Below are 13369 nucleotides of genomic sequence, written 5' to 3'. Positions count from 1 at the left end.
AGGAGCCGTCAGCGGCGTCGCGCCGTGGTGGGCAGGGCAGGCCGCCACCGGGCTTCACAGCGCACGACGTCGTCGCGGTGCTGGAGCGTCAGGTCGATGTCGCCGAGGCCGGCCAGGAATCGATGACGGGTGTCGGCGGGAAAGCCGAAAGGGGCGTCGATGCCGTGTGCGCTGATGCGGCACTGCTGGAGGTCGACCGTGCCGGGGCAGGCGGGGTCACGTTCGAGCACGTCCCAGAGCTGCTCGACGACGGGGACCGGTACGGTGACCGGGAACAGCCCGTTCCGGCACGCATTTCCGGCGAAGATGTCACCGAAGCGGGGGGGCGATGACGGCCCGGAAGCCGTAGTCGACCAGCGCGTGAACCGCGCCGTCCCTGGAGGACCCGGTCCCGAAGTCACTGCCGGCCACCCGGATGGTCGCGGAGTCGTAGGGAGTGCGGCTGAGGATGAACTCCGGGTCGTCGCGCCGGTCGACGGCCGGGACGGGAGCCGGGGCGACGGATACCGACACCAGGACGGCAGGGGCCGGCAGCAGGGCGCAGGACCGCGTGGCGAACCGGTTGCGGGTGGCCCGCGCTCAGGGAGCGTTCAACATCGTGGGCGGGGTCTGGCCGCTGGTACATCTGCACAGCTTCGAATGGTATTCGGCCCGAAGCGTGATGACTGGTTGCAGAAGGCCGGCGCGGGACAGTTCGCGGCCACCGGCGTGGGCCTGCTGCGCGCCCCGGCGACCGAACAGGGCATGGCCCAGGCACGCGCCCTCGGCATCGGCGCCGCTCTGGCCTACCTGGCCGTGGACCTGTACGACGTGCCGCGCGGGGCGGATTCGCGCCACGTACCTGTTGGACGCGGCCATGGAAATCGGCTGGCTGGCGGCGTGGTGGGCGGCCGGCCGACAGGACCGGCGGCGAGCGGGCGCGCAACAGCGGGACGCTGCGCAACAATGTGACGTCCTCTGACGGTGCACAGCCCCGGCACGGCTCCGCCGGAGGACGGGCCGTCCGTCGTAGGCGCCGGCCAGTGTCATGGGAGTCGTCCGGCCGCTCGATGACCCACACGCCGACCGTGTTGAGAAGTGGCGCAACTCCCTGGCGGTAACGGCTCATCCGAGGATTGGGCCGCGCGGCGGCGGACACTCGCTCGTCGCGGTACGCCACCACCGGCCGCGGGCCGACCGGCCTTCACGCCTGCGACCGGTGAGCACTGCCACGGGGCGCGGCACGGCGCGCTCGTGTGGAGCACCTCTCCCGTCAGGTTCGTCGCTCCTTCGCGGTCTCTCTCAAGCAGGTTCACGTCTCTTTCAAGCAGGTTCACGTCTCTTTCGAGCAGGTCCAAAACAGGTTCGAGACAGGTTCAAGACAGGAACACACCATGACGACTGTTTCCGAGCCGGTGTCTCCCGTACCGGCCCATAGGAAGCTCAGCCGGGGCCAGGTGGTGGTGAGCTGGCTGACGACCACCGATCACAAGAAGATCGGCCACCTGTACCTGATCACTTCCTTCCTCTTCTTCCTGATCGGCGGCCTGCTGGCCATGGTCATCCGGGCCGAACTCGCCCGCCCCGGCCTGCAGATCCTCTCCAACGAGCAGTACAACCAGGCGTTCACCCTGCACGGCACCGTCATGCTGCTGCTGTTCGCCACCCCGACCTTCGCCGGCTTCGCCAACGCGATCATGCCGTTGCAGATCGGCTCACCGGATGTGGCCTTCCCGCGGCTGAACATGCTGTCCTACTGGCTCTTCGCGTTCGGCGGCCTCATCGTCATGGCAGGGCTGCTCACCAGCAACGGCACCGCCGACTTCGGCTGGACCGCCTACACCCCGCTCAGTCGGCACGAACGCAGCCCCAGCGTCGGCGCCGACATGTGGATCATGGGCCTGGCACTGTCCGGCTTCGGCACCATCCTCGGTGCCGTCAACTTCATCACCACCATCATCTGCATGCGCGCTCCGGGCATGACGATGTTCCGGATGCCGATCTTCACCTGGAACGTGCTGCTGACCAGCGTCCTGGTGCTGCTGGCCTTCCCCGTGCTGGCCGCCGCGCTGCTCGTGCTGGAGGCGGACCGGCGCTTCGGCTCGCACGTCTTCGATCCGGCCAACGGCGGCTCCCTGCTGTGGCAGCACCTGTTCTGGTTCTTCGGCCATCCCGAGGTCTACATCCTGGCGCTGCCGTTCTTCGGTGTGGTCACTGAGATCATCCCGGTGTTCGCGCGCAAACCCATCTTCGGTTACGTCGGGCTCATCGGCGCCACGATCGCCATCACCGGCCTGTCCGTCACCGTATGGGCCCACCACATGTTCGCCACGGGGGCCGTCCTGCTGCCCTTCTTCGCCTTCATGTCCTTCCTGATCGCCATTCCGACCGGGGTGAAGTTCTTCAACTGGATCGGCACGATGTGGCGGGGCTCGCTGTCGTTCGAGACGCCGATGCTGTGGGCGGTCGGCTTCCTCGTCACCTTCCTCTTCGGCGGGCTGACCGGCGTCCTGCTGGCCTCGCCGCCGCTGGACTTCCACGTCACCGACACGTACTTCGTCGTCGCGCACTTCCACTACGTGCTCTTCGGCACCATCGTGTTCGCGATGTTCGGCGGCTTCTACTTCTGGTGGCCGAAGATGACCGGCACGATGCTCGACGAGCGCATCGGCAAAATCCACTTCTGGACGCTGTTCCTCGGCTTCCACGCCACCTTCCTGATCCAGCACTGGCTCGGGGCGGAAGGCATGCCGCGGCGTTACGCCGACTACCTGGCCGCCGACGGCTTCACCGCGCTGAACACCCTCTCCTCGATCGGCGCCTTCCTCCTCGGCCTGTCGACCCTGCCGTTCCTGTACAACGTGTGGAAGACCGCCAAGTACGGCAAGAAGGTCGACACGGACGATCCCTGGGGCTACGGCCGCTCACTGGAGTGGGCCACCTCCTGCCCGCCGCCCCGGCACAACTTCTGCACCCTGCCCCGCATCCGCTCCGAATCCCCCGCCTTCGACCTGCACCACCCCGACATCGCCGCCCTGGACGCGGCTGTGACGGCCTCCGAAGGGCGGGACGTCCTGGACAAGGCCGAGGAAGCACCCCGCTCCCCCTCCGGTGACCCGGAGAAGCCATGACCTTCTCCGGCGCCAGGTCGGGCCACGCGGAGGACGTCACCACCGGCGTCCGCTGTGCCTCACCACAACCGTGACCCGCATCGCGGTGGCCGTACTCTCCTGCGTACTGGGCGGTACCGCCGGTACTAGCGGTACCGGCGGTACCGGGGCACTCGCGGTACCGGGGGCACTGGGTACCGGCGAGCGGGTGAGGACGCCTCACCCGCTCCAGGCGTCCGTGCGCGGAACGGGCCCGACGTCGGAGGTACGGCCCGGGCGCATCGCGGCATGCCGCTGCCCCGGGCCAGGGCCCGAGCGGGCGGCCAGGGCGTCGGCGACGGCGCCGGTGGCGAACGCGTACACACTCTTGTGCAGCAGGTCCACCGCCAGTTCCTTCCGTGGCCAGGTCGGCGGCGGAGCCCCCACCCCGGTGGCGTTCTCCAGGATCTGGTCGTTGGTCAGCCGTACCACGGCGAACTTCGCCGAGGACCACGGGCCCCGCAGCCCGGCGTGCGCCATGACCGACCGCACCACACCGAGCAGGGCCCCCTGCCCGAAGTGCATGACCCAGTTCACCGGCACCGGCTGCTTCCCCGGCCGCTCCGCCCTACCCGTCACGCGTTCCAGGGTTCGCGCCGGCACGTGAGAGTCCGGCCGGCCCGTCAGCCGCTGCTCCAGCTTCTCGCCCATCGTCATGACCACCGCACCGGCCGCACCGGCCAGCAATCCCTGCCACACCGCTCGTTTCATCACGCCGTCACGAGTACCCAGCCCCGCGACGACAAGCGGGAAAACCAGAACAAACACCCCACTGGGCGGCCGGTTCCCCCAAGGGGACGGACAGCCGTGCGGACCGGGACGGAGAGCGAGCCGGAGCGCACCGACGCCCGCTACCGCAGCGCATACCCGCCCCTACCGGCGGGCCCGGCCGAGAACCGGGTACGAGCCTCGCCCGAGACGCGTGACCTGTAGCTTCTCATCCTTTCCCGCTTCCTTACCGGGGCTCCGACTCTTGACACCACCGTCGCGTAACCCGCAGGATCACTCGCATGAACCTGTCAGACAGCCAGACAGGCGGTCCGATACCGCGGCGCGTCAGCGCGATGGAAGCGGTGCTCGCCCACCTCCGCGGCGCCATCGAACGCGGCGACTACGCCATCGGTGACAAGCTTCCCTCCGAAGCGGAGCTGTGCCGCACTCTGGAGGTCAGCCGGCCCGTGCTGCGCGAGGCCCTCCGGGCCCTGCAGACCATGGGCCTGACCGTCTCCAGGACCGGCAGGGGCACCTTCGTGGTCGCGACCACCGTCGAGGACCCCACCTTCGGCGACTACGCGGCCAGCGACCTGCTGGAGGTACGCCGCCACATCGAGATTCCGGTCGCCGGGTACGCGGCACTGCGCCGCACCCCGGAAAATCTGGACCACCTCTCCCACCTCCTCGACCGGATGGAACGGGAGACGGACACCACCGCGTGGGTCGCGATGGACAGCCTCTTCCACCTCGCCGTGGCCGAGGCGGCCCAGAACCCGGTCTTCCGCCGGGTCATCGAGGAGATCCGCGACGCGCTGGCGCGCCAGTCGGCGTTCCTCAACAACCTGGGCGGCCGGCGCGAGCGGTCCAACCAGGAGCACCGGGCGATCGTCGAGGCGCTGATCGACGGTTCCGAGCAGGACGCGGTGGCGGCCATGTCCCACCATCTCGACCGCGTCGACACCACCCTCACCGACATCGTGCGCCCCACACGTACGGACATACCTACGGAAGGCAGACCCGAGGCGTGAGCGAACAGCATCTCAAAGGCGAGACGCGCCCCTCGTCCGGCCACACGTCCGACCACACGTCCCACACCTCATCCGGCCACATCGACGCCGGAGACGCGGGGTACAGCAAGTCCCTGAAGTCCCGGCACGTCAACATGATCGCCATCGGCGGCGCCATCGGCACCGGCCTCTTCCTCGGCGCCGGCGGCCGGCTCGCCGACGCGGGGCCCTCCCTGTTCCTCGCGTACGCCGTCTGCGGCCTCTTCGCCTTCCTCGTCGTACGGGCCCTCGGCGAACTGGTCCTGTACCGCCCGTCCTCCGGCGCCTTCGTGTCGTACGCCCGGGAGTTCATGGGCGAGAAGGGCGCGTACACCGCGGGCTGGATGTACTTCCTCAACTGGGCGACCACCGGCATCGCCGACATCACCGCCGTGGCCACCTACACCCACTACTGGGGCATGTTCTCCGACATTCCGCAGTGGGTGATCGCCCTCATCGCCCTGGCCGTGGTCCTCACCGTGAACCTCATCTCGGTGCGGATCTTCGGCGAACTGGAGTTCTGGTTCGCCATCGTCAAGGTCGGCGCACTGGTGATCTTCATGTGTATCGGCATCTTCCTGCTGGTCACCCAGCAGCCGGTGGACGGCACCACGCCCGGCCCCTCCCTGATCACCGACCACGGCGGCATCTTCCCCGGCGGCCTGCTGCCCATGCTGCTGATCATCCAGGGTGTCGTCTTCGCGTACGCCTCCGTCGAGCTGGTCGGCGTCGCGGCCGGGGAGACCGAGAACCCCGAGAAGATCATGCCGAAGGCGATCAACTCGATCATGTGGCGGGTGGGCGTCTTCTACGTCGGCTCGGTCGTCCTGCTGTCGATGCTGCTGCCCTGGACCGCGTACAGCGCCGACGAGAGCCCCTTCGTGACCGTACTGTCCCGCATCGGCGTTCCGGCGGCCGGCGGCGTGATGAACCTCGTCGTGCTCACCGCGGCCATGTCCTCGCTCAACTCCGGCCTGTACTCCACCGGGCGCATCCTGCGCTCCATGGCCGTCAGCGGTTCGGCGCCGCGGTTCACCGCCCGGATGAGCCGCAGCCAGGTGCCGTACGGCGGCATCCTGCTCACCAGCGGGATCTGCGTCCTCGGCGTCGGCCTCAACTACGTGGTCCCCGCCGACGCGTTCGAGATCGTGCTCAACTTCGCGGCGCTCGGCATCCTCGCCACCTGGGGCATGATCATGATCTGTCATCTGCTCTTCTGGCGGAAGACCCGGAAGGGCGAGCTGACCCGCCCCGGCTTCCGGCTGCCGGGGTCCCCCTGGACCGAACTCCTGACGCTGGCCTTCCTCGCCTCCGTCCTGGTCCTCATGTACGCCGACGGCGGCGCCGGCCGCACCACCGTGCTGTGCCTGCCGCTGATCATCGCAGCGCTGGTCGCGGGCTGGTACGGCATCCGCGGCCGTATCGGGCGCACCTCCACCGGGACCGACGCGTGACCCGCATACCGGCCCACGACGGCCCACCGTCCACGACGACCCACCACTCGTCGGGAGAGACGACGACCCACTCCTGGTCGGGAGAGACGACGACCTACCCCTGGCCGGAAGAGACGACGACCTACCCCTGGTCGAGAGAGATACAGATGCACCACCCGCAGAATCGTTCCTTCGCCGACGCGTCCCACACGGATGCATCCGACACGGACGCACGGTCCCTCGCGCCGGCACCCGCCCTCCGCGAACCCCGCCACGCACCCGTCGCCCACGTCCTCCGTGGCGGGCTGATCGAGGGCATCCACTACGGCTCCGTCGTCGTCCTCGGCGCCGACGGCGAGATCCGCTTCCAACTCGGCGACACGGAAGCCGCCTGCTACCCGCGCTCGGCGCTCAAGCCCGTCCAGGCCGTCGCCATGGTGCGGGCCGGGCTCCCGCTCGACGGCGAACTGCTCTCCCTCGCCGCGGCCAGCCACTCCGGCGAGGAACGCCACCTCGCCGGAGCCCGGCGGATCCTCGATCTCGCCGGCGCCACCGAGGACGACCTGCGCAACGTCCCGGACCTGCCGTACGACCCTGCCGTCCGCGACGTCTGGGTCCGCACGCACCGCCCGGCCTCCCGGCTCGCCCAGAACTGCTCCGGCAAGCACGCCGCGATGCTCCACACCTGCCTGCTCAACGGCTGGCCGCTGGAGAGTTACCTCGCCCCCGACCACCCGCTGCAGACAGCGATCGCCGAGACCGTCGAGGACCTCACAGGGCAGCGCATCGCGCAGGTCACCGTCGACGGCTGCGGCGCCCCGCTGTTCGCCGTCTCCCTGCACGGCCTCGCCCGCGCCGCCGCCCGCATCACCACCGCCGCGCCCGGCACCCCCGAGGCACGCGTGGCGGACGCCATGCGCGCGCACCCCGAGATGGCCTCCGGCGCCGGACGGGACGTCGCCGCGCTGATGCGCGCGGTTCCCGGCCTGCTGGCCAAGGACGGCTTCGAGGGTGTCCAGGTCGCCGCGCTGCCGGACGGCAGCGCCATCGCCGTGAAGATCGCCGACGGGGCGAACCGGGCGCGCATCCCCGTCGCCGCTGCCGCCCTGGCACGGGCGGGCGTCGATCCGGAACTGCTCACCGCGTTCGCCGGGGAGCCGATGCTCGGCGGCGGCCGGCCCGTCGGCGGCGTACGACCGGTCCCCGCGCTGGACGCCCAGGCCGTCGCCGCCCCCGCGTGACCCTGACCCGACGCAGGTCAAGCACCTGGCTCGGCCACCTCACCAGGCTGCGTCAGCCAGCTCACAAGCCCGACTCACCCACCTCGAAGAAGAGGACCCGCACACCCATGACCGCCGCCACCCGCAGCGAACACGACCTGCTCGGAGACCGGGAGATACCCGCCGACGCGTACTGGGGCGTCCACACCCTGCGCGCCACGGAGAACTTTCCCATCACGGGCACCCCGATCTCCGCCTACCCGCACCTGATCGACGCCCTGGCCACCGTCAAGGAAGCCGCAGCGCTCGCCAACGAGGAACTCGGTCTGCTGGAGCCCCGTAAGGCGGCCGCGATCGTCGCCGCCTGCCGCGAGATCCGCGACGGCAAGCTGCACGACCAGTTCGTCGTCGACGTCATCCAGGGCGGCGCCGGCACCTCGACGAACATGAACGCCAACGAAGTCGTCGCCAACCGTGCGCTGGAGCTGCTGGGGTACGCCAAGGGGCAGTACCAGCACCTGCACCCCAACGAGGACGTCAACCTCGGCCAGTCCACCAACGACGTCTACCCGACCGCCGTCAAGATCGCGACGGTGTTCGCGGTCCGCGGCCTGCTCAAGGCGATGGCCGTCCTCCAGGACGCCTTCGCCGCCAAGGCCGTCGAGTTCCGCGACGTGCTGAAGATGGGCCGTACTCAGCTTCAGGACGCGGTCCCCATGACCCTCGGGCAGGAGTTCTCGGCGTACGCCGTGATGCTCGACGAGGACCGCAGCCGGCTCTCCGAGGCCGTCGAGCTGATCCACGAGATCAACCTCGGCGCCACCGCGATCGGCACGGGCCTCAACGCCCACGCCGGATACGCGGAGTCGGCCCGCCGCCACCTCGCCGACATCACCGGCCTGCCCCTCGTCACCGCCGCCAACCTGGTCGAGGCGACTCAGGACTGCGGCGCGTTCGTGCAGATGTCCGGCGTGCTCAAGCGCATCGCCGCCAAGCTCTCCAAGAGCTGCAACGACCTGCGCCTGCTCTCCTCCGGCCCGCGCGCGGGCCTCGCGGAGATCAACCTGCCTCCGGTCCAGGCCGGTTCCAGCATCATGCCCGGCAAGGTCAACCCGGTGATCCCCGAGGTCGTCAACCAGGTCGCCTTCGAGGTGATCGGCAACGACGTCACCATCACCATGGCCGCCGAAGCCGGACAGCTCCAGCTCAACGCCTTCGAACCGATCATCCTGCACTCCCTCTCGGAGTCCCTCACCCACTTGCGCGCCGCCTGCCTCACCCTCGCCGAACGCTGCGTGGCAGGCATCACCGCCAACACGGAAGCGCTGCGCGCGACCGTCGAGAACTCCATCGGCCTGGTGACCGCCCTCAACCCGCACATCGGATACGCGGCCGCCACCGACATCGCCAAGGAGGCCCTCGCCAGCGGCCGCGGCGTGGCCGAACTCGTCCTGGAGAAGGGATTGCTCCCTGCCGACAAGCTCGCCGCCCTGCTGCGCCCCGAGGCCGTCGCAGGCAACGGCTCCCCTCTGACCTGAAGCAGAACCGGTCCGGCCTGAAGCAGAACCGTGCGACGCCCGGCAGGACCGGTCTGACCTGAAGCAGGGCCGGGCGGCGCCCGGCAGTACGGACGTCGCCCGGCCGACCCGCCCCCCTGTCGCTGCCTTCCGACCAACCACCGCCCCAAGGCGGCCGGCCCCACTCGGCGTCCCATGTGAGCCGCCACCCGCCGTGCCCCTCGCCAGACCGGCTCGATCCGGTACGTCATGGGATGGATGAGCGCGCCCTCACCGGCGGTAACGAACATGTTCAAGTAACCGGCTTCCGTGAACGCCTCCGAGAACGACCCTGCCCCCTGCGGAGACTGGACTGTCAGAAGGGCGCCGACGCGGCGACAACATCGGACCGAGTTCGCCGACAGCAGCGCGCCCGGCTGAAGGCCGCCGCCCTAAGAAGTCCTAACGAAATGCGCTCGAAACGGTGCGCGGCATGTGTCCAGAACCTCGTGAGTGCCGACAGAGCCACTCGATGAATTGACCGTGGCTGCGCTCGCGTTGGCGTGCCGGTCCGGGAGCTCGGATTCAACTCGCGGTCGAGTCCTTGGTCAGCGCGTCCATGAAGAGGTCGATGAGCGCACGGGCTTGCTCTTTGGTTCCGTGCTGCACGGAATAGGCGATGCCACCCATGAGGAGTAGGACATCGTCCGGGGCGACATCCGGTCGCAGGCTTCCGTCTCGGGCGCCGGCCGCGAGGAGGGTGGCAACAGCGTCGGTAAGGAGCGCGCGGCTGTCCGAGTATGGATCGATGCCGGAGGCGATGACAGCGTTGAGGGCTTCGGACATCCCGCTCTTGGCCGTGGCGTAGTGGATGAAGTGTTCCATCCACATCCGGGTGGCCTCGGCGGCCGGGTACTGGGTGAGAAGGTCGTTCACCTTCTCGCACACCTGGGTGAGTTGGCGCCGGTAAGCGGCGTCGATGAGAACTTCCCGAGTCGGGAAGTGCCGGTAGAGCGTGCCAACACCGACGCCCGCCTGCTTGGCAATGGCGGCAGGCGAGGTGTCCAGCCCCTGCTCGGCGAAAGCCTGCGCAGCGACCTCGAGCAAGCGCTCCCGGTTCTGCAGCGCGTCACTCCTGGTGCGGCGGGGCGTGGCGGGCATGCGGGTTCCTTCGGCGTCAGTCTCCAGTTGCTTTCCGGAACTCGTTCCGCTTAACTCTAAGCGGAACGGATTCCGGTACCACTCTACTTCAGGAGACCCCCGTGCCCGCTCCCTCCGACAAGGCTTCACGTCATTGGTTCGTCACCGGAGCCTCCGGTGGGCTGGGCCGCCATCTCACCGAGCACGCCCTCCGGAACGGCGACCGCGTTACGGCGACGGTCCGCCGCCCGGCAGCTCTGGAAGACCTGCGCAAGACGTACGGCGACCGGCTGACTGTCGAGATCCTCGACCTCACGCGGCCGGCCGACGTGGACAAAGTGGTCGGCAGGACTCTCCGGTCCGGGCCGGTGGACATTGTGGTCAACAATGCCGGATACGCGGTTGTGGGCGCCGCGGAGGAAATGACCATCGAGCAGATTCGCGACCAGATCGAGGTCCTCCTGCTCGCGCCGATGATGATCACCCGCGCCTTCCTGCAGCCGATGCGTGAGCAGGGCGGTGGCCGGATCATCCAGATCTCCAGCGTGGGCGGCCAGGTCGGCATCCCCACCCACAGCTCCTATCACGCGGGCAAGTGGGGACTGGAGGGCTTCACCGAGAGCGTCAGCCGCGAGGTCTCCGACTTCAACATCCACTTCACTCTGGTCGAGCCCGGCGCCACCCGCACCGGCTTCGCTTTGGCCCTGCAATACACCACCGAAACGGCCGTCTACCGTGACAATGCCGTCGGCCAGACCCGGCACTACCTGGAAACCGCAGACGAGAGCGTCTTCACCGGCGACCCGGCCAAGCTCGCTGCCGCCATTTACGACACCACCCGCCACCCGAGCCCGCCACTGCGCCTGACTCTCGGCTCCGACACCTATAGCGCAATCCACGCGGCACTCACCGAACGTCTCACCGTGCTCGAGACTCAGAAGGATCTCGCTGAATCTGTCGCCTTCACCCACTGAGCCCTTTCCAACCTGACGGTTCGGGTGGGCAGTTGAGCTTACAGACAGGTGAAGCCCCTGGTAGATGGGTTTTCGACCAAGAAATCCGTCTCCACCAAAGGCTTCGTGTGCTTGTCTACCCGTCGGGCGTCGACGTGTCCAGCTCTGCCCTGCGCTTCCTGTCCGCCAAGCTCCGCCGACACCGGCGGGAGCTCGGCACCCGCTGGCGGCGCCTGAGCCCCGGCCGGCAGGCCTTGCTCACCCTCGCCCACCTCCGCAACGGCCACCCGTACGCCCAGCTCGCAGCCGGGTTCGGCATCGAGACCACGACCGCCTACCGGTACGTCGCCGGGGCCGTTGATCTCCTGGCCTCGCTCGCCCCGACTCTTGCGGAGGCGGCCCGGACGGCATCGACGAAGGCGTTCGTGCTGCTGGACGGCACCCTGCTGCCGATCGACCGGATCGCCGCGGACCGGCCGTTCTACTCCGGTAAGCACGAGAAGCACGGGATGAACGCGCAGGTCCTGGCCGATCCGCCCGGCCGGCTGCTGTGGGCCTCGCCGGCTCTGCCCGGTGCTTTCCACGACGTCCGGGCCGCCCGTGAGCACGGCATCATCGGTGCTCTCGCAGGCGTCGGCATCGAGTGCTGGGCTGACAAGGGCTACCGGGGCGCCGCAGGCACGGTCCGCATCCCGTACTGGGGACGCTGGGAGACCCTTTCCGCAGGGCAGAAGGCCCTCAACCGAAATCCCACGCGAAGATCCGGGCCCTGGTCGAACAGGCCGTCGCCACCCTCAAGTCCTGGCGGCTCCTGCGCAGACTGCGGTGCTCGACCACCCGCATCACCAGCCTCGTCCAAGCCGTCCTCTGCCTGCATCTGGCCAGGTCGGACTGAGGATGGAAAGAGTTCACTGATCCGCCCGACCGGCGCGACACGTCAGGAAATCTCGCCGCCATTATGGCCTTACGCATCTCCGCAACTTCGACGTCTGGAAGTCCGGCACGTCGTCTCACCCCAGCACTCCCAGGCGATCGCATCAGGCGTCGCCAGCAGATGAGGGCGCATCCGAGAGTGAGGAACGCTTCGTGGATGTCGTCGCGTATCTCCCAGCGGATTCGCAAACGGCGGAACCAATGTAAGTGGGCGAACGCGCGCTCCACGACCCAGCGTTGGGTGCCCAGTCCGGAGCCGTGCTCGGTGCCACGGCGGGCGATCAGCGGCTTCACTCCGAGGACCCAGACCATGCGGCGGTATTTGTCGTGGTCGTAGCCGCGGTCGGCCAGCACCACGCCGGGGCGGCGTCGGGGCCGGCCGCGCTTGCCGCGCACGGGCGGCACGGCTTGGAGGAGCGGGATTAGCTGGGTGACATCGTTGCGGTTGCCTCCAGTCAGGGTGGCGGCGAGCGGGATGCCGGTGGCGTCGGTGATCAGGTGGTGTTTGCTGCCCGTCCTCCCGCGGTCCACCGGGCTTCGTCCAGTCTTGGCACCTCCCTTCAACGCCCGGATGTGGGAGCCGTCGACGGCTGCACGGGAGAAATCGAGGGCATTCGCGCTGCGGAGTTCGGCGAGGAGGACCCCGTGCAGCTGAGGCCATACACCTGCCTCGGTCCACTCAGCCAGGCGGCGCCAGCAGGTCATTCCAGACCCGAAGCCGAGTTCCTGCGGCAGATGTTCCCAGGCGATCCCGGCGCACAGTACAAACAGGACGCCTTGGAAGACCAACCGGTCAGGATGCCGTTTGCGTCCCGGATGTCGCATCCGACGCTCCACCTTGGGCAGCAACGGCTCGATCACCGCCCACAGCTCGTCGTCGACTTCCCACGGCTTCGGCCGCGCCACCGCACACCCCCAGGTCGTCAGTCCCGGAGTGATCCAACCAGCTCGAAGACCCTTTTGTTAGGAGTCCTAAGCGTTGACGCATCAGCCGAGAAAGCCCAACCGGGCCCGCCGGTCGGTGTTATCGGCGTTCGTACCCACTTCGGCGCGGCGTTGGTTCCAGCGGTCGCTGTATCCGCGCGCTTGGGCCGGGTTGACGCAGAAGCGGCCATACCGTGCTCGATGGTTGCCCGCGGCGTACAGCCGCCGGAAAGGCGGTGAGCCTTCGCAGCGTGGAGCTACGAGCATGTCTACGAGCACACTGCTCTGTTCTTCGCGTGCACGCAAGACGATGTGCGACCCGCATGAAAGAGCCGCCGCGGCATGAGCGACCGTCCGGACAGACGACCTCTTGCTGTCCTTG

General features: G+C 68.7%; 11 protein-coding genes and 2 pseudogenes. 8 read left to right on the top strand and 5 right to left on the bottom strand.

The genetic code is table 11. The features are described 5' to 3' along the window. Positions 1-8: 8 nt before the first annotated feature. Together AAC944_RS32480 and AAC944_RS32475 are read right to left on the bottom strand one after the other, a co-directional pair. Positions 9-230 (bottom strand): 3-isopropylmalate dehydratase small subunit, encoded by a 222-nt coding sequence (locus AAC944_RS32480; RefSeq protein ID WP_051871455.1) that lies wholly within the window; start codon positions 228-230, stop codon positions 9-11. Between the two features lie 79 nt (positions 231-309). Then, on the bottom strand, positions 310-513 hold the full coding sequence (locus AAC944_RS32475) for a 3-isopropylmalate dehydratase small subunit (protein WP_051871456.1): 204 nt from the start codon (positions 511-513) through the stop codon (positions 310-312). A 126-nt stretch (positions 514-639) separates the two neighbouring features. On the opposite strand from AAC944_RS32475, the gene AAC944_RS32470 reads away from it, so the two are divergent. Together AAC944_RS32470 and ctaD are read left to right on the top strand one after the other, a co-directional pair. After that, entirely contained in the window at positions 640-951 is a 312-nt protein-coding gene (locus AAC944_RS32470; protein ID WP_196942812.1) for a hypothetical protein, read from the top strand. A 422-nt stretch (positions 952-1373) separates the two neighbouring features. Beyond that, entirely contained in the window at positions 1374-3110 is a 1737-nt protein-coding gene (gene ctaD, locus AAC944_RS32465; protein ID WP_030609299.1) for an aa3-type cytochrome oxidase subunit I, read from the top strand. Positions 3111-3308: 198 nt separating this feature from the next. Here the strand turns inward: ctaD and AAC944_RS32460 are convergent, their stop codons facing one another. Then, the gene (locus AAC944_RS32460) at positions 3309-3839 is read right to left on the bottom strand and encodes a hypothetical protein (protein WP_196942824.1); all 531 of its coding nucleotides are present in this window, start codon (positions 3837-3839) and stop codon (positions 3309-3311) included. A 353-nt stretch (positions 3840-4192) separates the two neighbouring features. On the opposite strand from AAC944_RS32460, the gene AAC944_RS32455 reads away from it, so the two are divergent. The 4 genes from AAC944_RS32455 (at position 4193) to aspA (ending at position 9079) form a co-directional block, all read left to right on the top strand. After that, positions 4193-4870, top strand: coding sequence for a FadR/GntR family transcriptional regulator (locus tag AAC944_RS32455; protein WP_030609304.1), 678 nt, complete (start codon positions 4193-4195; stop codon positions 4868-4870). Further along, positions 4867-6342 carry an amino acid permease gene (locus AAC944_RS32450; RefSeq protein ID WP_030609305.1) on the top strand — a complete coding sequence of 492 codons (1476 nt, stop codon included), beginning with the start codon at positions 4867-4869 and terminating at the stop codon, positions 6340-6342. Before AAC944_RS32455 ends, AAC944_RS32450 begins: the two co-directional genes overlap by 4 nt. A 146-nt stretch (positions 6343-6488) precedes the next feature. After that, on the top strand, positions 6489-7562 hold the full coding sequence (locus AAC944_RS32445; protein WP_030609308.1) for an asparaginase: 1074 nt from the start codon (positions 6489-6491) through the stop codon (positions 7560-7562). A 107-nt stretch (positions 7563-7669) separates the two neighbouring features. Next, positions 7670-9079 carry an aspartate ammonia-lyase gene (gene aspA, locus AAC944_RS32440; protein WP_030609311.1) on the top strand — a complete coding sequence of 470 codons (1410 nt, stop codon included), beginning with the start codon at positions 7670-7672 and terminating at the stop codon, positions 9077-9079. Between the two features lie 543 nt (positions 9080-9622). Here the strand turns inward: aspA and AAC944_RS32435 are convergent. Then, on the bottom strand, positions 9623-10198 hold the full coding sequence (locus tag AAC944_RS32435) for a TetR/AcrR family transcriptional regulator (protein ID WP_030609312.1): 576 nt from the start codon (positions 10196-10198) through the stop codon (positions 9623-9625). A 101-nt stretch (positions 10199-10299) separates the two neighbouring features. Between AAC944_RS32435 and AAC944_RS32430 the strand changes: the two genes are divergently transcribed. Next, positions 10300-11151 carry an SDR family oxidoreductase gene (locus AAC944_RS32430; protein WP_030609314.1) on the top strand — a complete coding sequence of 284 codons (852 nt, stop codon included), beginning with the start codon at positions 10300-10302 and terminating at the stop codon, positions 11149-11151. Between the two features lie 107 nt (positions 11152-11258). Beyond that, positions 11259-12025 (top strand): annotated as a pseudogene (locus tag AAC944_RS32425) (transposase family protein). Positions 12026-12162: 137 nt separating this feature from the next. Here the strand turns inward: AAC944_RS32425 and AAC944_RS32420 are convergent. Then, positions 12163-12969 (bottom strand): annotated as a pseudogene (locus AAC944_RS32420) (IS5 family transposase); the annotation flags it as partial. Positions 12970-13369: the final 400 nt, after the last annotated feature.

Source organism: Streptomyces sclerotialus (assembly GCF_040907265.1).
GTDB lineage: Bacteria > Actinomycetota > Actinomycetes > Streptomycetales > Streptomycetaceae > Streptomyces > Streptomyces sclerotialus.
Note: the sequence above shows the minus strand (reverse complement) of the source record. Positions and strands in the feature narration are given on the sequence as shown.